Source organism: Paracoccus sp. TRP, assembly GCF_000185925.1.
Classification (GTDB): Bacteria; Pseudomonadota; Alphaproteobacteria; order Rhodobacterales; family Rhodobacteraceae; genus Paracoccus; species Paracoccus kondratievae.
Window position 1 is genome coordinate 1 of record NZ_AEPN01000022.1, and the last position, 26738, is coordinate 26738.

The 26738-nt window shown below is 62.1% G+C and carries 27 protein-coding genes and 2 pseudogenes; 21 read left to right on the forward strand and 8 right to left on the reverse strand.

Annotation, left to right across the window (positions count from 1 at the left end; genetic code table 11):
- The coding region (locus PARACOCCUSGL_RS0112575; RefSeq protein WP_010397103.1) for an Ldh family oxidoreductase at positions 1 to 720 on the reverse strand (720 nt) is incomplete at its 3' end.
- A 128-nt stretch (positions 721 to 848) separates the two neighbouring features.
- On the opposite strand from PARACOCCUSGL_RS0112575, the gene PARACOCCUSGL_RS0112580 reads away from it, so the two are divergent.
- The 9 genes from PARACOCCUSGL_RS0112580 to PARACOCCUSGL_RS0112620 all read left to right on the forward strand — a co-directional run bounded on the left by PARACOCCUSGL_RS0112580 (position 849) and on the right by PARACOCCUSGL_RS0112620 (position 10610).
- Positions 849 to 2363, forward strand: a complete 1515-nt coding sequence (locus tag PARACOCCUSGL_RS0112580; RefSeq protein WP_010397105.1) for an aldehyde dehydrogenase (NADP(+)) — start codon at positions 849 to 851, stop codon at positions 2361 to 2363.
- A gap of 152 nt (positions 2364 to 2515) precedes the next feature.
- On the forward strand, positions 2516 to 3319 hold the full coding sequence (locus tag PARACOCCUSGL_RS0112585; protein WP_010397106.1) for a transporter substrate-binding domain-containing protein: 804 nt from the start codon (positions 2516 to 2518) through the stop codon (positions 3317 to 3319).
- Between the two features lie 64 nt (positions 3320 to 3383).
- A complete protein-coding gene (locus tag PARACOCCUSGL_RS0112590; RefSeq protein WP_010397109.1) occupies positions 3384 to 4049 on the forward strand; it encodes an amino acid ABC transporter permease in 666 nt (221 codons plus the stop codon).
- Between the two features lie 10 nt (positions 4050 to 4059).
- Positions 4060 to 4713 carry an amino acid ABC transporter permease gene (locus PARACOCCUSGL_RS0112595; protein ID WP_010397110.1) on the forward strand — a complete coding sequence of 218 codons (654 nt, stop codon included), beginning with the start codon at positions 4060 to 4062 and terminating at the stop codon, positions 4711 to 4713.
- The gene (locus tag PARACOCCUSGL_RS0112600) at positions 4706 to 5431 is read left to right on the forward strand and encodes an amino acid ABC transporter ATP-binding protein (RefSeq protein ID WP_010397112.1); all 726 of its coding nucleotides are present in this window, start codon (positions 4706 to 4708) and stop codon (positions 5429 to 5431) included. The genes PARACOCCUSGL_RS0112595 and PARACOCCUSGL_RS0112600 overlap by 8 nt, the downstream gene beginning before the upstream one ends.
- Positions 5428 to 6648: an FAD-binding oxidoreductase gene (locus tag PARACOCCUSGL_RS0112605; protein WP_010397114.1), complete on the forward strand. Its 1221-nt coding sequence runs from the start codon at positions 5428 to 5430 to the stop codon at positions 6646 to 6648. The genes PARACOCCUSGL_RS0112600 and PARACOCCUSGL_RS0112605 overlap by 4 nt, the downstream gene beginning before the upstream one ends.
- A 7-nt stretch (positions 6649 to 6655) precedes the next feature.
- Positions 6656 to 7660, forward strand: a complete 1005-nt coding sequence (locus PARACOCCUSGL_RS0112610) for a 4-hydroxyproline epimerase (protein WP_010397116.1) — start codon at positions 6656 to 6658, stop codon at positions 7658 to 7660.
- A gap of 211 nt (positions 7661 to 7871) precedes the next feature.
- Entirely contained in the window at positions 7872 to 8912 is a 1041-nt protein-coding gene (locus PARACOCCUSGL_RS0112615; RefSeq protein WP_010397118.1) for a proline racemase family protein, read from the forward strand.
- Positions 8913 to 8918: 6 nt separating this feature from the next.
- Positions 8919 to 10610, forward strand: coding sequence for an aconitase X (locus tag PARACOCCUSGL_RS0112620; protein WP_010397120.1), 1692 nt, complete (start codon positions 8919 to 8921; stop codon positions 10608 to 10610).
- Between the two features lie 47 nt (positions 10611 to 10657).
- Here PARACOCCUSGL_RS0112620 and PARACOCCUSGL_RS0112625 read toward each other — a convergent pair whose 3' ends face one another.
- On the reverse strand, positions 10658 to 11647 hold the full coding sequence (locus PARACOCCUSGL_RS0112625) for an AraC family transcriptional regulator (RefSeq protein WP_010397121.1): 990 nt from the start codon (positions 11645 to 11647) through the stop codon (positions 10658 to 10660).
- 140 nt (positions 11648 to 11787) lie between these two features.
- On the opposite strand from PARACOCCUSGL_RS0112625, the gene PARACOCCUSGL_RS0112630 reads away from it, so the two are divergent.
- The 6 genes from PARACOCCUSGL_RS0112630 (at position 11788) to PARACOCCUSGL_RS0112655 (ending at position 16633) form a co-directional block, all read left to right on the forward strand.
- Entirely contained in the window at positions 11788 to 13035 is a 1248-nt protein-coding gene (locus PARACOCCUSGL_RS0112630) for an ABC transporter substrate-binding protein (protein ID WP_010397123.1), read from the forward strand.
- 70 nt (positions 13036 to 13105) lie between these two features.
- Complete coding sequence (locus PARACOCCUSGL_RS0112635; protein WP_010397125.1) at positions 13106 to 13969, forward strand: carbohydrate ABC transporter permease; 864 nt, start codon at positions 13106 to 13108, stop codon at positions 13967 to 13969.
- Positions 13966 to 14784 carry a carbohydrate ABC transporter permease gene (locus tag PARACOCCUSGL_RS0112640; RefSeq protein WP_010397127.1) on the forward strand — a complete coding sequence of 273 codons (819 nt, stop codon included), beginning with the start codon at positions 13966 to 13968 and terminating at the stop codon, positions 14782 to 14784. The genes PARACOCCUSGL_RS0112635 and PARACOCCUSGL_RS0112640 overlap by 4 nt, the downstream gene beginning before the upstream one ends.
- A gap of 76 nt (positions 14785 to 14860) precedes the next feature.
- Positions 14861 to 15919 (forward strand): ABC transporter ATP-binding protein, encoded by a 1059-nt coding sequence (locus tag PARACOCCUSGL_RS0112645; RefSeq protein WP_010397129.1) that lies wholly within the window; start codon positions 14861 to 14863, stop codon positions 15917 to 15919.
- A 72-nt stretch (positions 15920 to 15991) separates the two neighbouring features.
- Complete coding sequence (locus PARACOCCUSGL_RS0112650; protein ID WP_010397131.1) at positions 15992 to 16363, forward strand: hypothetical protein; 372 nt, start codon at positions 15992 to 15994, stop codon at positions 16361 to 16363.
- 66 nt (positions 16364 to 16429) lie between these two features.
- On the forward strand, positions 16430 to 16633 hold the full coding sequence (locus PARACOCCUSGL_RS0112655) for a hypothetical protein (protein WP_010397134.1): 204 nt from the start codon (positions 16430 to 16432) through the stop codon (positions 16631 to 16633).
- Between the two features lie 46 nt (positions 16634 to 16679).
- Here the strand turns inward: PARACOCCUSGL_RS0112655 and PARACOCCUSGL_RS0112660 are convergent, their stop codons facing one another.
- Together PARACOCCUSGL_RS0112660 and PARACOCCUSGL_RS0112665 are read right to left on the reverse strand one after the other, a co-directional pair.
- Positions 16680 to 17045, reverse strand: coding sequence for a DUF983 domain-containing protein (locus PARACOCCUSGL_RS0112660; RefSeq protein ID WP_010397136.1), 366 nt, complete (start codon positions 17043 to 17045; stop codon positions 16680 to 16682).
- Positions 17046 to 17134: 89 nt separating this feature from the next.
- A complete protein-coding gene (locus tag PARACOCCUSGL_RS0112665; RefSeq protein ID WP_010397138.1) occupies positions 17135 to 17806 on the reverse strand; it encodes a hemolysin III family protein in 672 nt (223 codons plus the stop codon).
- Between the two features lie 520 nt (positions 17807 to 18326).
- Between PARACOCCUSGL_RS0112665 and PARACOCCUSGL_RS0112675 the strand changes: the two genes are divergently transcribed.
- Positions 18327 to 19169: a DKNYY domain-containing protein gene (locus PARACOCCUSGL_RS0112675; protein WP_010397140.1), complete on the forward strand. Its 843-nt coding sequence runs from the start codon at positions 18327 to 18329 to the stop codon at positions 19167 to 19169.
- 38 nt (positions 19170 to 19207) lie between these two features.
- Here PARACOCCUSGL_RS0112675 and PARACOCCUSGL_RS21510 read toward each other — a convergent pair.
- Positions 19208 to 19836, reverse strand: a pseudogene (locus PARACOCCUSGL_RS21510) (IS5/IS1182 family transposase).
- 343 nt (positions 19837 to 20179) lie between these two features.
- Between PARACOCCUSGL_RS21510 and PARACOCCUSGL_RS22435 the strand changes: the two are divergent.
- Positions 20180 to 21403, forward strand: coding sequence for a Hint domain-containing protein (locus PARACOCCUSGL_RS22435; protein WP_010397143.1), 1224 nt, complete (start codon positions 20180 to 20182; stop codon positions 21401 to 21403).
- A 141-nt stretch (positions 21404 to 21544) separates the two neighbouring features.
- Here the strand turns inward: PARACOCCUSGL_RS22435 and PARACOCCUSGL_RS22180 are convergent, their stop codons facing one another.
- The 3 genes and pseudogenes from PARACOCCUSGL_RS22180 to PARACOCCUSGL_RS0112710 all read right to left on the reverse strand — a co-directional run bounded on the left by PARACOCCUSGL_RS22180 (position 21545) and on the right by PARACOCCUSGL_RS0112710 (position 24808).
- The gene (locus tag PARACOCCUSGL_RS22180; protein ID WP_010397147.1) at positions 21545 to 21691 is read right to left on the reverse strand and encodes a hypothetical protein; all 147 of its coding nucleotides are present in this window, start codon (positions 21689 to 21691) and stop codon (positions 21545 to 21547) included.
- Between the two features lie 71 nt (positions 21692 to 21762).
- Positions 21763 to 22569 (reverse strand): annotated as a pseudogene (locus PARACOCCUSGL_RS21515) (IS5 family transposase).
- A gap of 28 nt (positions 22570 to 22597) precedes the next feature.
- Complete coding sequence (locus PARACOCCUSGL_RS0112710) at positions 22598 to 24808, reverse strand: heavy metal translocating P-type ATPase (RefSeq protein WP_010397156.1); 2211 nt, start codon at positions 24806 to 24808, stop codon at positions 22598 to 22600.
- An 87-nt stretch (positions 24809 to 24895) separates the two neighbouring features.
- Here PARACOCCUSGL_RS0112710 and PARACOCCUSGL_RS0112715 point away from each other — a divergent pair, with 87 nt between their 5' ends.
- From PARACOCCUSGL_RS0112715 to PARACOCCUSGL_RS0112730, 4 genes are all read left to right on the forward strand, one after another.
- Entirely contained in the window at positions 24896 to 25339 is a 444-nt protein-coding gene (locus PARACOCCUSGL_RS0112715; protein ID WP_010397158.1) for a helix-turn-helix domain-containing protein, read from the forward strand.
- Between the two features lie 61 nt (positions 25340 to 25400).
- Positions 25401 to 26030 (forward strand): CDP-diacylglycerol--glycerol-3-phosphate 3-phosphatidyltransferase, encoded by a 630-nt coding sequence (gene pgsA, locus PARACOCCUSGL_RS0112720; RefSeq protein ID WP_010397161.1) that lies wholly within the window; start codon positions 25401 to 25403, stop codon positions 26028 to 26030.
- Entirely contained in the window at positions 26020 to 26271 is a 252-nt protein-coding gene (gene moaD, locus PARACOCCUSGL_RS0112725; protein ID WP_010397163.1) for a molybdopterin converting factor subunit 1, read from the forward strand. The genes pgsA and moaD overlap by 11 nt, the downstream gene beginning before the upstream one ends.
- 1 nt (position 26272) lies before the next feature.
- Positions 26273 to 26707, forward strand: coding sequence for a molybdenum cofactor biosynthesis protein MoaE (locus tag PARACOCCUSGL_RS0112730; protein ID WP_010397166.1), 435 nt, complete (start codon positions 26273 to 26275; stop codon positions 26705 to 26707).
- Positions 26708 to 26738 lie beyond the last annotated feature (31 nt).

The window sequence follows — 26738 nt, forward strand, 5'->3', positions numbered from 1 at the left end:
GGGCGGCACAAATACGCGACAGGTCCATGAACCCTTGTGCCCGCCAAAGGGTAGCATCGCGCCGGCCAGCGCCGCCTCGGGGTCCGTCGTGGGTTGGCCGTCGGTGTCGATCGCCCAGCCCTCGGGCAGCTGATTCCCGGCGCGCCGGTGCAGTTCAATCTCGCCACGCGCAGCAACCGAGGTCGCAAAGTCAAAGACATAGGGGGCACGACCCGGCCGTGGCCAGCCAAAGGCAAAGGGGTTGGTCCCCAAAAGCGGCCGGGTACCGCCCGCCGGCGCGACCGTCGCGTAGCTTGGGCACATGACCATCGCGGCAAGGCCGTGTTCTGTCACTGCCTCAACCTCGGGCCAAAGGGCGGCGAAATGGGTGCAATCATTGACCACCAGCGCCGCAAGCCCCAGCCGCTTTGCACGTTCGGCAAGCACCGGCACGCCCAGCTCGAACGCGGGGTTGGAAAAACCGCCCCGCGCATCGACCCGCACGATCGCCCCGTCATCCCCGCCAACAATCTGCGGCTCGGCGGTACCGCGGACCTTGCCAGCCTTAAGTGTGCGCAAAACGCCTTCGATCCGGTAGATGCCGTGCGATTTGCAGCCGTCACGCTCTCCGGCTGCGATCGCCCGCGACAGCGCGCCAGCCTGCACCGCATTCATCCCGGCACGCAGGAAAATCTGCTCGATACGCTCCCTCAGGGTTTCAAAACTCAATGTCTGTTTCATGATTTCCTCTCAGGGTGACGCTCTGTTCGATTGACTTCTTGCATACAATAAATATACAAAAACTCAACGATGATTGAGCCCACCACGGCTTTCGGCATCGCTGCCCCTGACCCCGAAAGGACCCTCCCATGCCCTTCACCCCTCATGGAAAGCATCTGATCGCGGGCGAATGGATCGCCAGCCCGACCAGTTTTGACAGCGAACCGGCGCATGGTCCGGTGCATAAATTCTCGGTCGGCACCGTCGATCTGGTGGCACAGGCGGCCGAAAAGGCCGAAGAGGCCTTTTGGTCCTATGGCTATGCCAGCCGCGAAACCCGCGCGAGATTCCTCGAAACCATCGCCGATGAGATCGAGACCCGCGCCGAAGCCATCACCGAGATCGGCTCGCAAGAAACCGGCCTGCCCGAGGCGCGCCTGCAAGGCGAACGCGGCCGCACCACCGGCCAGCTGCGGCTCTTTGCCGAACATATCCGCAAGGGCGGCTATCTGGATCGTCGGCACGACGCCGCCCTGCCCGACCGCAAACCCGCCCCGCGACCCGAGATCCGCATGATCCAACAGCCCATCGGGCCGGTTGCTGTCTTCGGCGCCTCGAACTTTCCGCTGGCATTTTCGACAGCCGGAGGCGACACGGCGGCAGCACTGGCGGCCGGTTGCCCGGTGGTGGTCAAAGGCCACTCGGCCCACCCCGGCACGGGCGAAATCGTGGCCGAGGCGATCCACGCCGCCATTGTCAAAACCGGCGTGCATCCCGGCGTATTCAGCCTGATCCAGGGTGGCGACCGCAAGGTCGGTTCAGCACTGGTTCAGCACCCGCTGATCAAGGCGGTCGGCTTTACCGGCAGCCTTGCCGGCGGGCGGGCGCTTTTCGATCTGTGCGCCGCACGGCCCGAACCAATCCCCTTCTTTGGCGAGCTGGGCTCGGTCAACCCGATGTTCATCATGCCCCAGGCGCTGGCCGCGCGGGCAGATGAGATCGCCAACGGTTGGGCAGGGTCGCTGACCATGGGCGCAGGGCAGTTCTGCACCAATCCCGGTATCGCAGTCGTCCTTGACGGGCCGGATGCCGACCGCTTTACCGAAACCGCACGCAAGGCACTTGCCGAGGTCGGACCACAGGTCATGCTGACCATGGGCATCGCCCGCGCCTATCGCGAAGGCAAAGCGAGGTTCGACAGCCGCAACTCGGTCAAGCCGGTGCTGACCACCGAAAGCACTGGCCGTGAGGCCCGGCCGAACCTCTATGAAACCACGGGCGAGGCTTATCTTCAGGATCACGTCCTTGGTGAAGAGGTGTTTGGCCCATTGGGACTGATCGTGCGCGTCTCATCAACCGACGAGATGGCACGGCTGGCGCGCGGCCTTGAGGGACAGCTGACCGTGACGCTGCATATGGACGCTGGCGATTTACAGGCCGCGCAGGCGCTGCGCCCGATCCTTGAGCGCAAAGCGGGTCGGGTGCTCGTCAACGGCTTTCCGACCGGGGTCGAGGTGGTGGACAGCATGGTCCATGGCGGACCCTATCCGGCCTCGACGAACTTCGGCGCCACTTCGGTCGGGACCATGGCGATTCGCCGGTTTCTGCGCCCGGTAAGCTATCAGAACTTCCCTCAGGAATTGCTGCCCGAAGACCTGCGCTGACAACGCAGGCAGGGTGCTTGTTCCGCAGGCTTCGTGCACTTTTTGTATATTAGTTGTATTTTTAATTTGCGTTGAAAGGGAAACCTGCGGATATTGCTCCTCATGGAATCGGTCATGAAAGACCGACAGGGAAATGACAGGAGGAGGTTCTGATGAACCACAAATTCGTGGTGGGCCTGCTGGCCGCCGCCGCCTTTGCCGCCCCCGCCCAGGCCGACAAGCTTGACGACATCATCGCCTCGGGCACGCTGCGCTGCGCAGTCGTGCTGGATTTCCCGCCCATGGGGATGCGCGACGAAAACAACAATCCGATCGGGTTCGACGTCGATTACTGCAACGATCTTGCCGCGGCGCTTGGCGTAAAGGCCGAGATCGTCGAGACGCCCTTCCCCGAACGGATCCCGGCACTGATGTCGGGCCGCGTCGATGTCGGCGTCGCCTCGACCTCGGACACGCTTGAGCGGGCCAAGACCGTCGGCATGACGATCCCCTATTTCGCCTTTGAAATGGCGGTGACCGCCAACGACAAATCGGGCGTCAAAAGCTTTGAGGACATGAAGGGCAAGACCGTCGGGGCGACGGCAGGCACCTTTGAGGCCATCGCGCTGGAAAAACAGGTCCAGGAATGGGGCGAAGGCACTTTCCGTCCCTATCAGACCCAGGCCGACGTGTTCCTGGCGCTGAGCCAGGGCCAGCTTGACGCGACTGTCTCGACCTCGACCGTGGCTCAGTCGAACGTCAAGACCGGCAACTTCCCCGGCATCTCGGTGGTGGGCAAGGCGCCGTTCGACATCGACTATGTGGCCCTGTTCACGGATCGTCACGAATATGGTCTGCTGAACTACCTGAACCTTTTTGTGAACCAGCAGGTTCGCACCGGGCGCTATGCCGAGCTATATGAAAAATGGGTCGGCGGCGATCTGCCCGACCTGACGGTGAGCGGCGTCTATCGTTGATATCGGCCCGGGGCGGCGCGGTCCTCGCGCCGCCCCGATGCATCATGCCAGAGCCGGAACGGTCATGTTCAACTATACCTTCCAATGGAAGCAAGCATTCGCCAGGCTTCCTCAGATGCTGGATGGCGCCGCCGTCACCATGCAGATCGCGATCCTGTCGATGGTGCTGGGCATCCTGCTTGCGATCACCCTGACAATGTTCCGCCTGTCAGGCAGTCGCATCCTGTCCGCCATCGCCAGAACCTGGGTCGAGGTTGCGCGTAACACGCCCGCCCTGTTCCAGATCTATATGATGCATTTCGGGCTGGGCAGCTTTGGCCTGCACCTAAGCCCGTTCCTGTCGATCCTGCTGGGCATCACCTTCAACAACGCCGGCTATCTGGCCGAAAACTTCCGCGGCGCATTAAAAGCGATCCCCGAAACCCAGACCCGCGCCGCCCGGTCGCTTGGGTTCGGGGCGGCAGGCGCCTTTGGCTATGTCGTGCTGCCTCAGATGCTGCGCATCGCATTCCTGCCGATGACGAACCAGATGGTCTGGGCGATCCTGATGACCTCGCTGGGGGTGACGGTCGGGATGAACGCTGACCTTTACGGCGTCGTGCAGGATCTGAACGCGCTGACCTTCCGCACATTCGAGCTGTTCGCGCTGGCCGCCGTGATCTTTTACCTGATCACCAAGATTATCACCATCGGCGCACGGCTGATCGCCGCACGGCTGTTCCGGTATTGAGGGCCCTTCGATGTTCGATACCGCTCTGACAACCGCCGATTTCATCTTTCTGGCCAAGGGCGCCGGGATGACCATCGTGGTTACCGCGATCTCGGTCCTTATCGGAACCGTGCTGGGGGTGATCTTTGGCGTCCTGCGTTATCAGCTGGGACCGATCTGGGCTGCGCCGCTGATCTTTGTTCTGGATATCTGCCGCTCAATCCCGCTGCTGATCCAGCTGGTACTGACCAATGCCTTTTTGGGCACGATCCTGAGGCTGAACCTTTCTGGCTTTACCGTCGCCTGCATCGTGCTGTCGATGTACACCGCCGCCTATTGCGCCGAGATCGTGCGCGGAGGCATCGAGGCCGTGCCCGCAACAACCCGCCGCGCGGCGCGCTCGCTTGGCATGACCTGGGGCCAGGACATGCGCGAGATCGTGTTGCCCCTGGCTACGCGCATCGCTTTGCCGTCCTGGATCGGGCTGGCGCTTGGGGTCATGAAGGACTCGGCCCTGGTCTATGTCGTGCAGGTGACCGAGCTTTTGAAGTCCACCCAGATCCTGATCACACGGCTGCAAGAACCGATGCTTTTGCTGCTGATCTGCGGCGCCTTCTACTTTGTCATTTCGTTCCCGCTGGCGCGGTTCGGCGGCTATCTGGAAAAACGGTGGTCCAATGATTGAGATCGAACATGTCCGCAAGTCCTTTGGCCAGCTCGAGGTCCTGAAGGGCATCGACCTGACCGTGGAAAAGGGCGAGGTGGTCACGATCATCGGTGGCTCGGGGTCCGGCAAATCGACGCTTCTGACCTGCATCAACGGGCTTGAGCCGATTGATTCCGGCCGCATCCTTATCGACGGGACCGAGGTTCACGCGAAATCCACCGACCTTAACAAGCTGCGGCGCAAGGTGGGAATCGTCTTTCAGCAATGGAACGCCTTTCCCCATCTGACCGTGCTCGACAATGTCACGCTGGCGCCGCGCAAAGTGCTGGGCATGTCCCGCGCCGAAGCCGAAGAAATCGCCGAACGCCAGCTGACCCATGTGGGTCTGGGCGACAAGCTGAAGACCTTTCCGGGCCGGCTGTCGGGCGGCCAGCAACAGCGTATGGCGATTGCCCGCGCACTGGCCATGTCGCCCGAATACATGCTGTTTGACGAGGTGACCTCGGCGCTTGACCCGCAACTGGTGGGCGAGGTTCTGGATACGCTCAAGATGCTGGCACAAGAGGGCATGACCATGATCTGCGTCACCCACGAGATGAGCTTTGCGCGCGATGTCTCAAACCGCGTGGCCTTCTTTCATCAGGGCGTCATGGCCGAGATCGGCCCGCCTGAACAGATCTTTGGCGATCCCCAGAACCCCGAAACCCGCAAATTCCTGTCGAGCACGCGGCAATGACGGATCGGGTCATCGTCATCGGCGCCGGGGTTGTCGGCCTCTCGGTCGCTTTGGCTGCGCAAGAGCGCGGGTTGGCGGTGCAGGTGATCGACCGCGAGGGCCCGGCAGCGGGTGCATCGACCGGGAACGCCGGGGCGTTTGCCTTTACTGACATCTTTCCGCTTGCCTCGCCCCGGATCATGCGGCAGGCGCCGAAATGGCTGCTTGATCCCTTGGGGCCGCTGACCGTGCCGCCAGCCTATGCGCTGCGCATCGCGCCATGGATGTTCCGGTTCTGGCGGGCCTGTGCGCCGTCACGGGTCCGTGCCTCGACCATCGCCCAGACGGCGCTGATGGATCTGTCCAAGGCCGCGCTGATACCGGCGCTGACCCGTGACGGGCTGACGCATATGCTGCATCAGGACGGGCAATTGCAGGTCTATGAGGGGCAGGCAGAGTTTGACGCCTCTCTGCCCGGATGGGAGGCGCGGGCGGAACACGGGATCGCCTTTCGCCACCTCAAGGGCGACGAGATCGCCGAGATCCAGCCGGGGCTTGCGCCGCGCTTTACCCATGCGACCTTTACGCCGGGCTGGTATTCGATCGCCGATCCGCGCGACTACACGCTGGCTTTGGCCGAGCGGTTCCGCGCCAACGGTGGCGACATCACCATCGCCGAGGCGACAGGGCTGGCCGATGATGGTGTCATCACCTCGAACGGCAAGCTTGCTGGCCGGGTCGTCGTGGCAGCCGGAGCGTTCTCTCATCTGCTGACGCGCACGCTGGGTCACCGCATCCCGCTGGAAACCGAGCGCGGCTATAACACCACCCTGCCAGCCGATGCCTTTGACCTGCGCTGTCAGGTAACTTTCGGCGGGCACGGATTTGTCGTCTCAAGACTGACCTCGGGGATCAGGGTCGGCGGCGCGGTCGAACTGGGCGGGCTGAAACTGCCGCCGAATTTCAAACGCGCCGAGGCAATGCTGAAAAAAGCCAGGACTTTCCTGCCCGGTCTCAGGACCGTGGGCGGGCAGCAATGGATGGGGTTCCGCCCCTCTTTGCCCGACAGCCTGCCCGCTATCGGCCCCCTGCCCGGTCATCCAAACATCATCTGCGCCTTCGGGCACGGCCATCTGGGCCTGACCCAATCGGCCGGGACCGCGCAGATCGTTGCCGATCTGCTGACCGGCACAGACCCCGCTATCAATCTGGCGCCGTTTTCTCCGGCGCGCTTCTGAGGCAAGCATGACGCAATACGTATTTCCCTGCATTGACGGCCATACCTGTGGCAACCCAGTCCGACTTGTCGCAGGCGGAGCCCCTCGGCTGGAAGGGGCGAACATGCTGGAAAAGCGGGCGCATTTCCTGCGCGAATTCGACTGGATCCGCACCGGCCTGATGTTCGAGCCGCGCGGCCATGACATGATGTCGGGCGCGATCCTTTATCCGCCGACGCGTCCGGACTGCGATGTCGCCGTGCTGTATATCGAAACCTCGGGCTGCCTGCCCATGTGCGGCCACGGCACCATCGGCACGATCACCATGGGGATCGAAAACGGGCTGATCGTCCCGCGCACGCCCGGCCGCCTGTCGATCGAGGCCCCGGCAGGCAAGGTCGATATCGAATACCGTGAGGAAGGCCGCTATGTCGAAGAGGTCCGGCTGACCAATGTCCCAGGCTTTCTTTACGCCGAAGGCCTGACCGCCGAGGTCGAGGGTCTGGGCGAAATCGTCGTGGACGTGGCCTATGGCGGCAATTTCTACGCCATCGTCGAGCCGCAAAAGAATTTCCGCGACATGGCCGATTATACCGCGGGCGAGCTTATCGGCTGGTCCCCCAAGCTGCGCGCGGCCTTGAACGCAAAATACGAATTCGTCCATCCCGAACTGTCAGAAATCCGCGGGCTAAGCCATATCCAATGGACCGGTGCCCCGACGGTTTCAGGCGCCCATGCCCGCAATGCCGTCTTTTACGGCGACAAGGCCATCGACCGCAGCCCCTGCGGCACCGGCACCTCGGCGCGGATGGCGCAGCTTGCCGCCAAGGGCAAGCTGAAGGTCGGCGATGAATTCTGGCATGAATCAATCATCGGTTCGATCTTCAAGGGCCGGGTCGAGGGCGCGGCAACTGTCGCCGATCGCGACGCGATCATCCCCTCGATCGCCGGCTGGGCACGGCAGACCGGGCTGAACACAATCTATATCGACGCCGAGCGCGATCCTTTCGCCCACGGTTTTGTCGTGAAGTAACCAGACGCGAAAACGGCGCAAATCACGCGCTGAGGCCCCAAAACGACCAGCCACGTCCCGGCACCCCGCCGGGACGAATGACAGGACATGGTACCGGCCGCCCGGGGTGGGTCCTGAAACAGGAAACCGCCCCGAGGACCGATTTATTGCGGGCCGGTCCTATGCCGCAGCCTCAAGCGAACCGAACCCATCGAGCTGAAAGGAAAACCCCATGCGTTCACGTCTTTCGATCAATGTGGTCGGCTGCCATGCCGAAGGCGAGATCGGCGATGTCATCGTCGGCGGGGTTCTGCCCCCGGCCGGCAACACGATGATGGAGCGGATGATCGCCATGGAGCGCGACCACGACCACATCCGCCAGCTTTTGATCTGCGAGCCACGCGGCTCGGTCGCGCGGCATGTGAACCTGATCGTGCCGCCCATCACGCCGGGCTGCGCCGCCGGGGCGATCATCATGGAGCCGACCGAGTATGTCCCGATGTCAGGCTCGAACACGATCTGCGTCGCAACCGTCCTGTTGGAAACCGGCATGGTGCCGATGCAAGAACCGATCACCCGGTTTAAGCTGGACATGCCCGGAGGCGTGATCGAGGTCACCGCCGAATGCCGCGACGGCAAATGCCGCTCGATCACCTTCCGCAACGCCCCCGCCTTTGCCGCCGTGCTGGATGGCGCGCTTGAGATCGAAGGGCATGGCACGATCCCGCTTGATATCGCCTATGGCGGCATGTTCTTTGGCATCGTCGATGCGCAGGCGCTTGGCTTTCAGATCCGCCCTGACGAGGCCCGCGATCTGGCCATTCTGGGCGAAAAGATCCGCAAAGCCGCGCGGGAACAGTTCGACGTGTCCCACCCCGAGTTTCCGAATGTGCGCGGCGTCTCGATCGTCCAGTTTGCCATGCCATTTCAGGGCAGCGGAGCAGTAACCCGCAACACCTGTATCGTCGCGCCGGGACGTTCGGACCGCTCACCCACGGGCACCGGCACTTCGGCGCGGATGGCGGTTTTGCAGGCGCGTGGCCTGATGGGTGTGGGCGATGTGCTGATCCATGAATCGATCATCGGTTCACGCTTTATCGGCAAGATCCTTGAGGTCGGGGATCGCGGCGGCGTGACGACGATCATCCCGCAGATCACCGGCCGTGCATGGATCACCGGCCAGCATACCTATTACGTCGACCCCGAGGACCCGTGGCAATCGGGCTATATGCTTTCGGACACCTGGGGCGTCACTCCGACGCTGAAGCAATAGCGGGCCATGAGCATGACCGCGCTCAGCATTCTGCCAGGCGTCGCGGCCGGGCCTATCCTGTTCTCGGACGAGCCGCTCAGCTTCTGGGGCGGGGTTGACCCGGCAACCGGTAAGATCATCGACGTCCATCACCCCCTGCATGGGCAAAGCGTGACCGGTCAGGTGCTGATGATGCCCTCGACCCGTGGTTCATGCACCGGCTCGGGGGTGCTGCTTGATCTGGTCCTTTCAGGCCGGGGTCCGGCAGCGCTGATCTTTGCCGAGCCCGAGGACGTCGTGACGCTTGGCGCACTGATCGCCGCCGAGATGTTTGGCAAAGAGCTGCCGGTCCTGCGCCTGCCGCGCGCATTGTTCGATGCGCTTGGGCAGGAAACCCTGGCCCGGATCGGCCATGACGCGATCACCGCAGGCACACTGTCGGTACCGGTCCAGCCACCCGCCACGGCATCGCTGGAACTGACCGGTCAGGACCGTGCCTTCCTGCAGGGACAGCATGGAACGGCGACGGCGCAGGCCATGCGGATCATCTGCGCCATGGCCGCCCAGCAGGGGGCGGCGGGGCTGGTCGATGTCACGCAAGGCCATATCGACGGCTGCATCTATGCCAGCCCGGCGAACCTGACCTTTGCCGAGCGTATGGTCGACATGGATGCGCGGGTAATCATCCCGACGACGATGAATGCGATTTCGGTCGATCGTGAGAACTGGCGTCAGCAAGGCGTGCCGCCCAGCCTTGGCGGACCGGCACAGCGGCTGGCAGATGCCTATGTGAAAATGGGCTGCCAGCCCAGCTTTACTTGCTCCCCCTATCTGCTGGATAGCGCGCCGACACAGGGAGAGGCCATCGCGTGGGCGGAATCCAATGCAGTCGTCTATGCCAATACGGTGCTTGGCGCGCGCACAGCCAAGCATCCGGACTTTCTGGACCTGTGCATTGCCATGACGGGTCGGGCCCCCCTGTCCGGCCCTTATCTGGATCAGAACCGTAAGGCCCGCCGCATCATCGAGGTTGAACTGCCCCCCGGCGCGGACGATGCCTTTTGGCCGCTGATCGGCTATCTGGCGGGCAAGGCGTCGCCGGACCGCATCCCGTTACTGCGCGGCCTGTCACCGGCAAAGCCGGGAACGGATGAGCTGAAGGCGCTCTGCGCCGCCTTTGGCACCACATCCGCTGCACCCATGCTGCATGTCGAGGGCGTGACGCCCGAAGCAGAGCAGATCGCAGATGACGCCGACCACGACCGGATCACCGCCGCGATGATGGCCTCGGGCTGGCGACAGTTGAACGAGGGTCCGGACAAGATCGACCTTGTCGCCCTTGGCAGCCCCCATGCGTCGTCAGGTGAATGCCGGGCTTTGGCGGACGGGCTTGCCTCGCGCCGGGTTGCTGTGCCGACCATCCTGACCACCGGCCGGGCCATTATCGCACAGGCCCGGGCCGAGGGAGTTTTGCAAAGGCTCGAAGAAAGCGGCGTGACGGTTCTGCCCGATCTGTGCTGGTGCTCGATCTCGGAACCGGTGTTTCCGCCCCGGACTCATGCGGTGATGACGAACTCAGGGAAATACGCCCATTACGGGCCGGGGCTTTCGGGGCGGGCGGTGCGCTTTGGCAATCTGGCACAATGCATAGATGCCGCGCTGACCGGGACGGCACCCAAGGCGCTGCCGGATTGGCTGGCCAAGGCAGAGAGCGGCTGATCCGAACCATCCCCGGTGGGCAGGTCCTGCCGGGGTTTCGGGACAGGCTAACTGTCCTCATCCTCTGCCAGACGCGAGATCGTGCGGATGCGCGAGATATTGCGATAATCACGGGGGGTCATGCCGGTCTCTTTCAGGAAGATCCGGTTGAAGTTCGACAGGTTCGAAAACCCCGCCTCGAAACAGACGTCGATGATGCGCATCGTCGTTTCGGCCAGCAGGCTGCGCGCACGGGAAATACGGATGGCGCGTTGATATGAAGAAAAGGTCATCCCCGTCAGTGCCTTAAAGCTGCGCGACAGGGTCGAGGGCTTTGCTCCGACCATCTCGGCCGCCTCATACATGGTTACCGAGGGGGCCAGTTGCAGAACCTGAATGGCATTGTTGACGTTGGAATGCCGTCCGCTGGCCAATGCCGCGTAGGATGAGACGAACCCCGGGCTGGCAAGCAGGCGATAATCCTGCGCCGCTGCGAAACGCTCAAGGATCTCGACGAAAATACCAAGCCCCCGCGCCCGTTGGGCCTGAGACAGCGACACGATCAGCGCGCCGATCTCAGCCGCCTCAGAGCCCATGATCTCGATACCGCGCCCGGACAGCGGCAACAGGGTCTGAAGGCTGCGCAGCTCGGCCAGCGGGACCCCGCCTGCCATAAGAGCCGCCGCGTCGAATTGCAGGACATAGTCGCGGCCCGGCGCATGCAGGCCGGGCGAGACCCAGTTATGCGGCAGGTTGCTGCCGCATAGGGACAGATGGCCGGGCTCGAAACTGCCGATATAGTCGCCGACATAGGCATAGCCGCGCGCCTCGGGGATGAAATGGATCTCCCATTCGGGGTGGTAGTTCCAGGTGCACAGCGGATGGGGATAATCGTCGCGGCGGATCAGATAGGACCGATCCTCGGGGATTGTGATGCTTTCACGCATCGCCGCTGTCACCCGCATGGGCCGGGGCAGGCTGGCAGATGCCCGGGAAACATCGTCGTCCGGCCATGCGTCCTGCATCGTCACAGGATCACAATCTGACTGTTTCTGCATCCGCACGGCCCGCAATCCCCCGGTTTTGACATTAAAGTATCGGTTTTGCGCAAGAGCGCAACTAGTGAACCGTCCCCATCTATGCCAGCTTCAGGCGCAGTTTGGGGAAAAGATCCCCTTGCATCCGGGAGGATATCACCTTGAAACACCTGTTCTCGACCGCCAGCCTTCTGGCGGTGCTGATGGCGACTACTGCGCAAGCAGAATCCATTTGTTCCAGTGATTTACGTGTTCTGGCCCAGCCTCGCGACGGGCTGACGCTGCTTGAGGATTATGTCGATGAGTTCGAGGAACTCTCTGGTGCCGGTTTCGAGATCGATTATCTGAACGAGAATGACCGCCGCGCCAAATCGCAGGCGGATGCCTCGACCGTTGGCAGCTACAACGTGTATTATGTGGACGAGGCAAACCTGCCTCTGTTCGCCTCATCCGGCTGGATCGTGCCCTTGGACGGCTATTATCCCGCCGAATACGATTATGAAGATTTCGACGCCGGCATGCGCAGCGTTGCAAGCTATGACGGCAAGCAATGGTTTGCACCGATCCAGGGCGGCGGCGACCTGATGGTCTATCGCACCGACCTGCTGACCGCCGCGGGGCTGGAGCCGCCGAAAACCTGGGAAGAATACGTCGCCGCCATCAGGAAACTGCATGACCCGGACAACGGCGTTTATGGCGTCGCACTGCGCGGGCAGCGTGGCTCGGGCGCGAACGTCTGGCGCTGGCTGCCGCTGTTTGCGGCGAATGGCGGCAAATGGACCGATGAAACGGGCGCCTTTGCGTTCAACTCTGACGCGGCGGTCAAGGCGACCGAGGAATATCTTGAGCTGTTCAAATACTCGGCCCCCGGCACGCAGACTGGCTCTTTTGACGAATCCACCGGCGCCTTCCGTTCGGGCAAGGTGGCGATGATCGTTGAATCCGCCCCACTTGGCGCGATGTCCAAGGACCCCTCGCAAAGCCGTGTGGTCGATGTGGTGGGCTTTGCCCCGCCGCCGACACCGCTGCCGGGTTCGGGCTATGCCCATGGCTTTGCCATTGCTGCCAAGGCAAACCCCGAAGAGCAGGACAAGGCTTGCGCCGGTCTGTTCGTGGCCTGGGCCACCTCGAAAGAGCAGGAGGCACGCCGCCTTGCCAAGGGTCAGCCGGGTGAGCTGACCCGCAAGAGCACCTATGAAAGCCCCGAATACGTCAAGACATTCGGCGAAAACCTGTCGGTCGCCATGGCCGAAACCGGCGCAAGGACCGAGGTCCTGTTCTGGCAGGACCCGCGCTGGCAAGAGCTTGGCAACACCTGGGGCATCATGCTGGAAGAACTGATCACCGGTTCGCGCACCGATGTGAAGGCCACTCTGAACGAGCTGGAAACCTTCGCCAAATCGCTCTGAAGCTTTGACCCGGGGCGCGGAGGCGCATTGCGTCCCCGCCCCATTCCCTTTCCAGTACAATGAGGCACCGATGAGAGTTGGGCGTTCTCTTCCCTATGTCTTTCTGGGGCCTGCGCTTTTGGTGCTGGTCATTCTTGCGGCGGTCCCGACACTGTATGCGGTGAACCTTTCGCTGCAAAACCGGACCCTTAGTGCACCGCAAGCCGAATATGTCTGGCTTGCCAATTACCTGAAACTCTTTTCGGACGACCGCTTTCTTAACGCGCTGTGGGTTTCGCTGAAATGGGAGGTGCTGACCGTCAGCGCCACAATGGCGGTCGGGATCGGCCTTGCCATCGCCATGTTCGAGGCGGCTACCCGCCGCTGGCGCATGATCCTTAGCGTCCTTTTCATCATTCCGGTGCTGCTGCCCCGTGTCTGCGCGGCTTTTGTGTGGAAATTCTCGTTCCACCCGCTTTACGGCGCGGTAACCTGGCCCGTCCGCGCCCTGACCGGCCAGACCCCTGATGTTCTGGCCCACCCCTGGGGGGCGATGCTGACGGTCGCCTTTGTCGATGTCTGGCAATGGGGACTGTTCTTTGCGGTCATCATCCTGAAGCTGATGGAGGCCCTGCCCCCCCAGCCCATCGAGGCCGCCCGGATCGACAAGGCCAAGGGGTGGGAGATCCACCGTTTTGTCACCCTGCCGATGCTTAAACTGCCGCTTATCTCGCTGTTGCTGGTCAAGGCGATCGAGTCGCTGCGCTCATTCGATCTGGTCTATGTGATGACCCGTGGCGGTCCCGGTGTCTCGACCGAGACGCTGGACATGTATGCCTATTCGCAGGGTTTTATCGAGGCGGGCAATATTTCTTACGCCTCGTCCATGGCCGTGATCATGATGGTGCTGACCGTCATCCTCTTCACCTCGATCTGGAAGAGGCTGAACAAATGAAGCTTTCGACCCTTCTTTTGCGAATCGTGCTGGCTTGCGCCGCTTTGATGGTGCTGCTGCCGCTGCTGTGGACGCTTCTTAACGCCTTCAAGACCAACGCCGATCTGCTGGTCAACACGCCCAAGCTGATCTTCACGCCGGTCTGGGACAACATGCAATATGTGCTGGGCCGCCGTTCGGTTGCACGGGCGCTGACGAACTCGCTGGTGATCTGTTCCTCGGCTGTCGCCATGGGGGCGCTGCTTGGCGTACCGGCCGCCTACGTGATCGCGCGGGTCAAGAACCGCCTGACGCGCGAGGCGCAGTTCTTTGCCCTGTCCTTGCGCTTTCTGCCGCCGGTCGCCGTGGCCATCCCGATGATGGTGATCTGGCTGGGGCTCGGGTTTTACGACACCCGCTTTGCCCTGATCGTCACCTATATGACGATCACCATCTCGATCACGGTCTGGCTGTCGATCCCTGCATTCGAGCGCGTGCCGATCGCGGTGGAAGAGGCCGCCCGCGTCGACCGCCTTGGCCCCTATGCCACCTTCTTTCGCGTGGCATTGCCGATTGCGCGGCCGCAGATCCTTGCCGCCATCGCCTTTTCCTTCATCCTCGTCTGGAACGAATTCCTGCTTGCGATGATGCTGAGCACATCAAAGGCGCGTACCCTGCCTGTCGTCGCCTCGGAAATGTCCCAGCTGGGGATGAACGTTCCCTGGGGGGTGTTGAATGCCGCGGTGGTCCTGCTGTCGCTGCCGCCGCTGATCCTGCTGGCTGTCGCGGGCGCCGGGATGAACTCGGTCTTTTCCCGCAAGTCCACGCAGGATTGACGCAGATGAAAGCCCCCTGGCCCGGCCGCGCACGCCGTGGCTACCCAAACGCAGATATGCAGAGTGAGGAATCGTGATGGCGACCGTTGAATGCCGCAACCTGTGCAAGAGCTACGGCTCGCATGAAGTCATCCGGAATTTCAACCTTTCGATCTCTGACCATGAATTCATCGTCTTCCTGGGCCCGTCCGGCTGCGGGAAATCCACGATCCTGCGCATGGTCGCAGGGCTGGAAGAGATCACCGGCGGCGACCTTTTCATCGGCGGCGCAAGGGTCAATGACCGCGACCCGGGCGACCGGGGCATCGCCATGGTCTTTCAGAACTACGCGCTTTATCCGCATATGAGCGTGCGCGAAAACATCACCTTTGCACTGGAGCGCGCCGGAACAAGCAGGGATGAGATCCGCCGTCGCCTTGATCCTGTGGTCGAAACGCTGGGGCTGGACATCTACCTTGGCCGCAAGCCGACCGAATTGTCGGGCGGTCAGCAACAACGCGTCGCTATCGCCCGCGCGATGATCAAGACACCCGAGGTGTTTTTGTTCGACGAGCCGCTCTCGAACCTGGACGCCAAGCTGCGCGGTCATTTGCGGGTCGAAATCGCGCGACTGCACAGGGCACTGAACACCACCTCGGTCTATGTCACTCATGACCAGCTTGAGGCGATGACGCTGGCAGATCGCATCGTATTGATGAATCAGGGCAGGATCGAACAGATGGGCACGCCCGAGGAGATCTATTCCCGCCCGGCCACGGTCTTTACCGCAGGCTTTATCGGCACGCCGAGCATGAACTTCTTTTCCCTCGACGCGGGCGAGGGACGATTGAGAAACGCCGATATCGACCTTGCCGCCCCCTTTCCGCTGCGTGCAGGCAAAGTCACCCTGGGCATTCGGCCAGGAGCCATCAGGCTGGTTCCCGAAGGTACGCCCGACGCCATCGCCGCCACGGTCGAGCGGGATGAGTTCCACGGCGACATGCGGCTGATCTCGCTGAACGCCGGTGCGGAAAGCTTCATGGTCTCGGTCCCCGCCGCAACACGGCTGTCCGAGGGAGAGCGGGTGCTGGCCCATCTCGATCCCGCGTCGCTGCATGTCTTTGACGCGGAAAGTGGCCAGCGCCTGGGGGACTGAGCCCACCCTATGGTCCGGCCGCTGAGGTCCCCGGCCTTGCGTCCCGGCCGCAAACCATGGATCACTGGGACCATGACGGACCTGCAGGACCCAAAGCTTCGGTTTCCTTTGCGGGCGGCAAGGCTGTTCATGGCCTTGCTGCTGGTACTGCTGGTCGCCACCCTGCCCGGACCTCGGGTCAGTGTCGAGGTCCAGCATCCGCAGCAACTGGTCGCGCCGTCCCTTAGCCTGACGGCGATCCACGGCCGGGACCAGCTTGCACGCAAGGAAACGGCGCAGGTCCAGCCGCTGACCGCGGCAGCATTGCCGCCGTCAGAGACCCCGGCTGCACCGCCGCGAACCGCAGCGGCTGTAGGTTATACCTATCACCACCTGATCGGCGCACCGCTATGCGCGCTGGCGCCCTGCGCACGCGCCCCTCCCGTCTTTCGCATGACCGCCTGAGATCGCTCTGCCCCCGGCTTTTCCGGGCCGGCAGACCATGACCCTTGCGTTCACGAAGGACGAAAAATGAACATCATCCATGACGAACCGGTGGTGCACCGGGTGCCGCCTGCCGAGCGTGAGCCGGTGCAGGACAACGCAACAGAAACCACGCCTGCGCCTCCCTCTGCCGGAACGGTCGAATCCGGCAAGATTGTGCTGCTGAACTGGTGCATCATGCTGGCCGGTATCGGCGTGATTATCATTGGTGGCCTCTGGCTGGCCGGCTGATCGGCCACCCCCGCGGATCACAGGGTCCGCGGGGGGCTCGCAGGGTTCAGGCGCCGCGATCCTGTTCGCGCTGCGCCCAAAGATAGCCGACAAACGCCCCCTTCACGAGGCGGAGGATCAGCAGTGTCAGCACCGTTATCGCCAGCCCCACCGTAACAAGCAGCGTTATGGGATCCGGCCGGAACAGCACCCAGCCAAAGCCGATCATCGGGATCAGCAGCAAAAGCATGATCGTCATGGTAAAGAAGGCCGGGCCATCGGCAGCGCGGTATAGCCCCAACGGTTCACCGCAGGATTCGCAGCTCTGCACGATGGTCAGATAGCCCTTGAAGAGCCGACCTTTGCCGCAATGCGGACAGCGACCGGTCAGCCCTCTGATCGCGGCGGTTCGCCCACTTCGTTCCTCTGTCATGACCGTTCATGCTCCGATTATTTTCGCGCAAGAATAACATGATGGTACGGCGGGGAATGCAATGGCTGATGATGCGGACAGCCCCGGGGTCAAAGGCGGGCTATCGGCGGATGGGTGATGCAATGAGCAACCGCAGCGAAAAAGATCGCGCTGCCCGTCAGGACAAAAACGTGCCAGATCGTGTTGTGAAACGGCAGGCGCTGCATCAGGAAAAACACCACCCCGATGGTGTAGATCGCGCCCCCGATCATCATCAGGATCAGCACCGGACCCGATAGCCCGGCAAGCATCGGCCCTCCGGCATAGGCCGCGGCCCAGCCCATGCCCAGATAAAGCGCAAGTGCAAGCCAACGCAGGCGCCATGGCGGGACCAGCATCTTTAACGACAGGCCCAGCGCCGCCGCCATCCACAGACCGACCAGCAACCCAAGCGCCTGACCACCCGACAGCAGGGTAAAGGGCGTGTAGGTTCCCGCGATCTTCATGTAGATTGCCGAATGATCCAGCCGGCGCAGCAGCCCCTGCCACCTGGGGCTGTTCACCATGTTGCAAAGCGCCGAAAAGGTCAGCATCAGGATCAGTGTGCCGCCATAGACCGAAGCCCCGACCACCGCCGTCGACCCCGCCTCAGAGAACAGGCTAAGAACAATCAGGGCAGGCACGGCCAACGCTGCCAGCGTCAGGCCGAGGATATGGACGACTCCATCGCTGAACCGCTCGGCCCGGCTGTAGAGTCGCGGAATATGCCCGGTTGTCGTCATACGAGCAGCCTAGGCCCGCGAACCGCGCCTTGGCAAATCAAACTCTCGTCGAAATGTCGGCATTACAGCAGGCGTAACAGTCAGCCCCCGCAGCCTGACAACGCTTTCCGACCTTCTCTGTAAGCCCGTACTTCATCCCCTCGCTCGTCTCGACACACAAGGAAGCGTTCAGAGGGAAAGGGTTCATCGTACATACCGCCCATTGGGACGGTACATGATCGCGACGCACCCCGACGTGAATGCCCCGACCGGGAATATCCCAGATCGTGCTGGCAAAAAGGGGGCTTCAAGTCCGCGTATGGTGATTCAGGCCGCTCTCTGCGCGAGAGATGAGCTGGCACGCAACCTGCCGCAACCAGCAATCCTGGTGGCCGGCAGAGACGATGATTGTGACAAGATTCAGGTCGGGCCTATTTGACGCCGGATAATGACGCATGGGCGTAAATGCGATGGACGAAATACCGTCAACAGCATAAAGCTACCCGAATATGATATCCGTGCCGAAAGAAATGTGACAGTGATGACCGAGTCAATACCGGAACTTCAGCCATATCCAATCGACGCCGATGTTGAGGGGCTGCCTTATTGTCTTGGGCCGGACGGAAATATTGCCATGCGCGATGGCAGCAGGATGGGTTATGACTCGCTCAAGCTGCGCAAGGGTTTCGTGCAATATGAAAACGGTTTTTCCAAAGATGAAAAGGCGGTTTACAGCTGGGGGCGGCGCATCATGGGTGCAAATCCCGCAACGTTCCGGGTTCTCAGCCGCGCCTTTGTAACCGACGGCAATCATGTCTGGAACCACATCGGAAAGGTCAAGGACGCCGATCCCACAACGTTCGCTGCCTGCGATTCCGGCGAAGGAAACCACTGGGGCACAGGCTACGGCAAAGACGCAAACAGCGTCTTCTTTTCGCCAGGTGACCTGCGCGCGCGCCGGGTGGTCAAGGCGGATACCCGAACCTTTCGTTCATGCGGCGACACTTGTCTTGTCGGATATGACGATTATTTCACCTTCGCCCAGGGATCATCAATCCCGAAAGCAAAAAGAAAGGGCTGGCGCTATCTGTCCTACAGCTACAGCCGGGACGAAAAAGCGATCTTCTATCTGAACAGCCGGGTCGAGGGGGCAGATCTGGAAAGCTTCGAGGTTGTGCCAGTTTTCAGCTCTCATAAAATCGGACCCGCACCACTGGCCCGAGACAGAAATCATTATTACTGGTGCGATGAGATAATTGATAATGACGAATTTGGCGCAAAATTCTGGATCAGATATGCTGTCGTCTCGGATCCTGACGATATGCCACCGATTGCGCGAAAGCTCGGCTGGGAACTGGAAAACCCGATAGTTGGCAGGAAATGAGCCAGAGACCTCTGTCATATTGACAAATGGCGGCCCCATCAGCTGATGCAGACGACATTGATGAATCCGTCTGCGGTTTTGTCATAGCGGGTGACCCGCCGACGGCTGCTCTTCAACTTGTTGAAACAGTGCCCGACATGTTGCGCATCGTGAAGATGGTCATGCCGACGACCTTGCAGACCTGCCAGTTCTCACGCATCGGGATCGTCGGCCGTGCGCCGCTGATTGCGATGTCTTCCCGAGCTTTGTCCAGGTCATAGCCGCGGCCCTCATCATTGAGCTGACACCATTGCGCAAAGATGGATCTTGGTCGTGAAACCTCCTCCCGAACGGCCAGGTGCCTTTTTGCGCCCGCCGTATGGCTGCGAACGAAGATCACGGCACTGCCAGCGATCCGAAGCTTGGCGCGCGTGCGCCCACTGGGTTCACCGCGTACAGCGCATCCTCTCACAATCCGGTCAGCACCCAGCAGTGAAACCGACGGCAGACGGGCGACCATTTGCCGAACTTTTCGGACAGGTCGCACTAGGATGTCCGGTTCTCACAATCCGGAAAACCCTATCTGAAACAATGTTCTGGCTGGCCGGCTTGCGCACGTTCTGGTGCGGATGAATCGCTGAAAGAAGGCCCGCTCATCGTCAGGGATCTGGGCACGCACCACGCTCATCTCTCACGCAGGGGCTTGCTTGCATCACAGCCTGCGAACCAGGCCCGAATTCGTTAACGCAGGCTAACAAATTATTATTACTCGATAAAATCAATCACCCCCTGTGATTGTACGATTCTGCCATACGACAATCGACACGATCAAAATGTACATTAATGTATCTGCCTTTTGTCAGAAAAATACCACACGCATTTGTGAATCATGTTGATCGGAAAGGGCGAATCGCTCATAAGTGGAATGGCTTGATCCAATTCAAGCAGTTGGTGTGTTCCCCAGTTTCTGGTCTCGCAGTTCAACCAATCGACCGCGCATCGCTGCGACGGTCTGACAAAAGGTGGCGCACATGCCTTATATTACCGAGATCCCCTCAAGCTTTATCACCGTTGGCCTTGATGGCATCATTGCCTTCGTGCCCAACACATCGCTGCTCAACGCATTTGAGGATTCGCAAGAGTTCGCGCAGTATGACGTCGACGCCAACGGTGCCACGACCCTTGAAAATGGCGACAACGTTACCCCCGTCGATACCAACGGAGATCCGTTAACCGACCCGGGCACCTATCTCGGCTCGACAACGGTTTCGAACGCGGCCGTTAGCGTTGGCCTGCCGCCGTTGGCAGCCATTGGGCTGCAGGTGAACCCGATCAGCGGCCATATCATGGAGGCCGACGGTCGCTATTACTTCATCAGCGACGAACCGCTGGATGATGACCACCTTGCGGTGACGGCATCCATCGTCGTCGCTGGCCAAACGGTTTCCGTGACTGCTCCCATCTCTCAGATCACGGAAACGCTGGCAGCGGCAGTAGAGGACTTGCCACTCGGGGTCGGCATTCTTCCTGCTGCGACGATCCGGGCAGGGGCTGACCTGATCCAGCAAACCGCCAACACCGCCATCGTGACCATGGATCACGATCCGAACGGCACGCTGGAGCTGTCTGACGACGAGGTGTTCTGCTTTGTCGCCGGCACTCTGATCGAGACCGAGAACGGCTTTGTCCCGGTCGAGACGCTGCAGGTCGGCGACAAGGTGATGACGCGCGACAACGGGTTGCAACCGATCCGCTGGATCGGCTCGGTCAAGCTCAAGGCCGCCGCGCTGAAGGCCAGCCCCAAGCTGATGCCGATTCGCATCCGCGCCGGGGCATTGGGTGACGGGGTGCCTTCGTCGGACCTGCTGGTTTCGCCGCAGCACCGGGTTCTGGTACGCTCAAAAATAGCGCAAAAGATGTTCGGCACCATGGAGGTTCTCGTGGCCGCCAAGCAGCTGTTGCAGCTTGACGGTGTCGACATCGCCACTGATCTGGCCGAGGTCGAGTATTTCCACATCCTCTTTGAACGGCATGAGGTGGTGAACTCGAACGGCGCGCTGACCGAGTCACTTTACACCGGCCCACAGGCACTCAGATCCGTCGGCAAGGCAGCGCGGGAAGAGATCTTTGCCCTGTTCCCCCAGCTTAGCGACGCTGACTTCGTGCCCGAACCCGCCCGCATGCTGCCTTCGGGCCGCAAGGCGCGCAAGCTGACCGTCCGCCACCGGCAGCACCATCGCCCGATGGTGTGCTGATCAGCGCATCAACATTGTCTTTAGGGCCACAGTGAAAACTGTGGCCCTTTTTCCATCAACGGCGGCGTCGGCTTTCTGATAGGGCACAAACGCTAATCCCGCAGGCGCATAGCAGAGGAGATCCCTGAGCAGGTGCATGTATCAATCCCGCCACTTTGGCTCTCTTTCTTCGGCGTCCATCCGGGCGATGATCGCGTCAGATACGATCTCAGAGAGGTCCGCGGTTTTCGTCCGTACAGCCCGGCGGCAATCCGGGTCGTGCAGTTCGGGTACGAACTTCTGGCCCATGCCGCTCCTCCCTCTGAGCTTTGACCTGCCCCCTGTCACAACTGCCGCGCTTCACCAACCCACGTCCTGGTTCATGTTGCCAGCTGGCGGATCCAGAGCCTGATGGATGCTATGTCGACGCCGCCGGGGAAGCTGGCTACGGTTTTGTCATAGCGGGTTGCCAGCAGAGGGCTGTTCTTGAGTTTGTTGAAGCACCACTTGACCATGTTGCGCAGCGTATAGATGGTCATGTCGGCAACCGTTCGAACCTTGCGGTTCCTGCGCATCGGGATCATCGGCAGGGCGTTGCGGCTTTCGATCTCTGCCCGAATTTCCCCTGTCCGCCACCAGAACCACAGGCTGCGGCAGGTTATCAGTCATCACCAGATCACAGCCGGTATGGTCGGAGTTCTGGCCCGGCGTGATCCCGGTCCTCATCGGGGGCCCGCGCCGTCGACGCGGAGATGGATCCTGGTCGGGAACCCACCTCTCGAATGGCCAGGAGCCTCTTTCGGAGTCCCCTTTTGCGCCCGCCGCATGATGATGGGCGGGGATCACGGTGCTGTCGACCATCTGGAGTTTGTCGGGCGCAATTCCCGCGTGGTCCGAGCCGCGTCCAGAATGTCCTCCCACAGCCCGGCCAGGGTCCAGCGGCGGAACTGACGGCAGACCGAGGACCATTTGCCGAACTCTTCGGGCAGGTCGCGCCAGGGCGCGCCGCTTCTTGCAACCCGGAAAATACCATCCAGAACAAGACGATGATTGGATAGCTTGCGCCCATGCGGGTGTCGGACGGCACGAATAAAGCCTTCGAAGAAGGCCCACTCATCGTCGGATATCAGGTTGCGCGCCAAGCTCCATCTCCCACGTGGAGATGAGCTTGAATCACAGAGCGTCAACCACCGAAATCCATTTCGTCAACACAAACTAGGGCGTCTTTGCCGGATCATGGCCAAGCAGGCGCAGCGCGTTCAGGGTTACCAGCACCGTGGCGCCGGTATCGGCCAGAATGGCGATCCACAGACCGGTGATGCCAAGGACCGAGGTGACCAGAAACACCGCTTTCAGCCCCAGAGCGATGGTCACGTTCTGGTGGATGTTGCGCATGGTCACCCGCGCCAGCCCGATCAGCGAGGGAACATCCCCGACCCGGTCGCGCAGGATCGCGGCATCGGCGGTCTCAAGCGCGACATCGGTGCCCGAACCCATGGCGATCCCAACGCTGGCCTGTTTCAGGGCCGGCGCATCGTTGATGCCGTCGCCGACCATCAGGACGCCACCCTGTCCGGCCATTCCGCGGATCGCGGCCAGCTTGTCCTCGGGCAGCATTCCGGCACGGAAGGAAATGCCCAACCGGTCAGCGATGGCCTGCGCGGTGCGCGGGTTGTCACCGGTCAGCATGATCGGTTCGATCCCCATGGCTTTCAGCCGGCTCATTGCCTCGGCGGCGTCGGGACGCGGCTCATCGCGCAGGGCGAGCAGGCCCAGGGGTTCATCCTGGTGAAAGACCGCGACCACCGTCATGCCCTGCGCCTCAAGCGTCTCGATATCGCCCGTGGCAGCTGCGTGCAGCCCGCCCAGAGTCCCGGCATAGCTGGGCGAGGCGACCCATGCGCGGGTACCGTCGACCAGCGCCTCGACCCCCTTGCCGGGCAATACGCGGGCATCGCGCGCGGGCGGAGGGGCGATGCCCGCCGCCTCGGCCCGTTGCAGGATCGCCTGCGCCAGCGGGTGGCCAGATCCTGCCTCGACCCCCGAGGCAACGGTAAGAAGCTGGGCTTCGGTTATACCGGGAGCGGGCAAAAGATGCACCACCTCGGGCTGGCCGCGGGTCAGGGTGCCGGTCTTGTCGATAGCAACGCGCCGGGCCGAGGCGGCGGCCTCGATCACTGCGCCGCCCTTCATCAGCAGGCCTTGCCGCGCGCCCGAGGACAGGGCCGACGCGATAGAGGCCGGGACCGAGATCACCAGCGCGCAGGGGCAGCCGATCAGCAACAGTGCCAGCCCGCGATAGATCCAGGTGTCCCAGTCGGCGCCAAAGGCCAGCGGCGGAACCAGCATCACCAGCGCAGCGACCGCAACCACGGCAGGCATGTACCAGCGGCTGAAGCGGTCGATAAAACGTTCGGTCGGCGCACGGGCCTCTTCTGCTTCTTCGACCAGCCGGATGATGCGGGCGATGGTGTTGTCGGCGGGCTCACGCGTGACGCGGATGCGCAGGGCAGCCTCGGCATTGATCGCGCCGGCAAAGACCGGATCACCCGGGCCGCGCGTGCGGGGCAGGCTTTCGCCGGTCACCGGGCTTTCGTCGATGCCGCTTGTCCCTTCGATGATCTCGCCATCGGCCGGGATGCGGTCACCGGGGCGGACCAGCACCGTCTGGCCGACGAGCAGCGATGCGGCCGGGACCTCGCGCGTGGTGCCATCGGTTTCCAGCAGTGCGGTCTTGGGCACCAGATTGGCCAGCGCCCGGATTCCGTCACGGGCCTTACCGGCGGCGACGCCTTCAAGCACTTCGCCCACAGCAAACAGAAAGACGACCAGAGCGGCCTCTTCTGCAGCGCCGATGATCAGCGCGCCGATGGCGGCAATCGTCATCAGCGCCTCGATGGTAAAGGGCTGGCCAAGGCGCAGCGCCGCATAGGCGCGGCGCGCCACCGGAGCAACGCCGATGATACAGGCTGCCTGAAACGCCCAATGCCCTGCCGGCCCAGCGATCAAAGCCGAAACAACCCATGCAATCACCAGCAGCGCACCGGTGAAAAGCACCAGCCGTCCCTTGCCAGTCCGGTACCACGGCTGGCCGCGTATGGCCTGATCATGTCCGCCATGATCGTGGCCGCTGTGATCATGTCCGGCGTGATCGCGGGCGTCCTGCGGCAGACGTGTGGCGCCGGAGGATGTGCCCTGTCCTTTCGGCACGATGCCATAACCAAGGCTGCGCACGACGCCCTCGATCTCATCCGTCCCGGTTCTGCCGGGGGTAAGGTTCAGGGACAGTCGCTCGGACATCAGGGCTACGCTGACATCGCTGACGCCGGGCAGACGCTCGACCGCGCCCGTCACCTTGGTGGCGCAGGACGCGCAATCCATTCCCGTGATCAGCCATTCCCGCCGCTCTGCCTTTGCCGTGTTCATCGTCCTGCTCCTGCCCATCGGAGGCCTTGTACTTGATGATTCGGGACCCTAGATGCTCTAGCGACCAGAGCTTCAAGAGGTATTTCGATGTTCTCGATCGGCAGGCTCAGCGCGGCGACAGGGGTCAAGGTACCCACCATCCGCTATTATGAGCAGATCGGCCTTTTGCCCGAGCCCGAGCGGACCGGGGGCAACCAGCGCCTTTACACCCGCAAGATGCAAGAAAGGCTGGCTTTTATCCGCCATGCCCGCGACCTTGGCTTTCCGCTAGAGGCGATCCGCGAGCTGTTGAGCCTTTCGGACCAGCCCGGCGAATCGTGCCACACCGCAGATGAGATCGCGATCCGCCAGCTTGCCGAGGTCGAGGCAAGAATCGCCCGGCTGGCGGCGCTGCGCGATGAATTGCGGCGCATGCTGGATCATTGTGCCAGCCACACAATCGCCGAATGCCGGGTGATCGAGGTTCTGGGCAATCACGCTCTATGCGCGCATGATGACCATAGCGTGCCCAAGGGGGCCGGACCCGCCTAGTGCGGCCTGATCCCGTGGGTGACCCCTTCCCCCCGCCGCGACGACGTCCTAGAGTGCGACCATGCGCTGGACCCTGCCAAATCTACTGACTGTTCTGCGACTTCTGGCGGCACCGTTGGTGCCGCTGATGTTCTTCTTTCTCAGCCGGCCCTTTGCTGATTTCGCGGCGCTGGCGCTGTTCCTGATCGCCGCCGTAACCGATTGGTTCGACGGCTATCTGGCCCGCGCCTGGGCGCAGGAAAGCCGCTTTGGCGCCGCCATGGACCCGATTGCGGACAAGGCCATGGTCATCATCGCCGTGGTGGTCATCACCGGCTATTCGGGCATGAACCCCTGGCTGATCCTGCCCGCCACCGTGATCCTGTTTCGTGAGGTCTTTGTTTCGGGCCTGCGCGAATTCCTGGGGGACAAGGCACGGCTGCTCAAGGTCACGAAACTGGCCAAGTGGAAGACAACGGCACAGATGGTCGCCATTGCCGTGCTGTTTCTGGGCACCGGGCTGAATTACTATGAAACCGGCCATCCGCCGCTTGTGGGTGAAACCAGTCTGCCCTGGTCCGACAACTGGTCGGATCTGGCGACGCAGGTTGGGCTGGTGCTGATCTGGATCGCGGCGGTTCTGACTGCGATCACTGGCTGGGACTACTTCGCCAAGGCCCGGCCATTCCTGAGGGATGACCATGGCGCTTGACGTTCTGTATTTCGCCTGGCTGCGCGAACGCATCGGCCAGCCGCGCGAGCGGGTCGAGACACAGGCCCGTACCGTCCGTGAACTGGTGGCCGAACTTGCTGCAATGGACGAATGGCACGCGGCGGCACTGGCCGACCTGACAGCGGTGCGCATCGCTGTGGATCAGGAACTGGCTGATCTGGACGCATCGTTGGAAGGGGTGCGCGAAGTCGCCTTTTTCCCGCCGATGACCGGAGGCTAGGATGACGGCCCGGGTCCAAAGCGTGCCCTTTGACCTTGGTGCCGAGCTGGCGGGCTTTGGCGCAGGCGCAGGCGCGGTCGTAAGCTTTTCGGGCCTGGTGCGCGACGAAGATGGTCGTCTGGTCGCACTTGAGATCGAACATTATCCCGGCATGACCGAAAAGGCGCTGCAAGCCTATGGCGAGCAGGCAGCACAACGTTTTGGCCTGACCGGCTGGCGGATCATCCACCGCTTCGGCCGTCTTGAAGTCGGTGAACAGATCATGATGGTCGCCACAGCCGCCCGGCACCGCAAGGCGGCATTTGAGGCGGCGGAATACCTGATGGACTGGCTGAAATCCCGCGCCCCCTTCTGGAAACGCGAAATCGGTCCTGACGGTCCCGGTGATTGGGTCGAAGCAAAGGCCGAGGATGAGGACGCCTTGTCACGGTGGTGAGGCAAAAGTTGCATTCCCGGCGCGCGGCGAT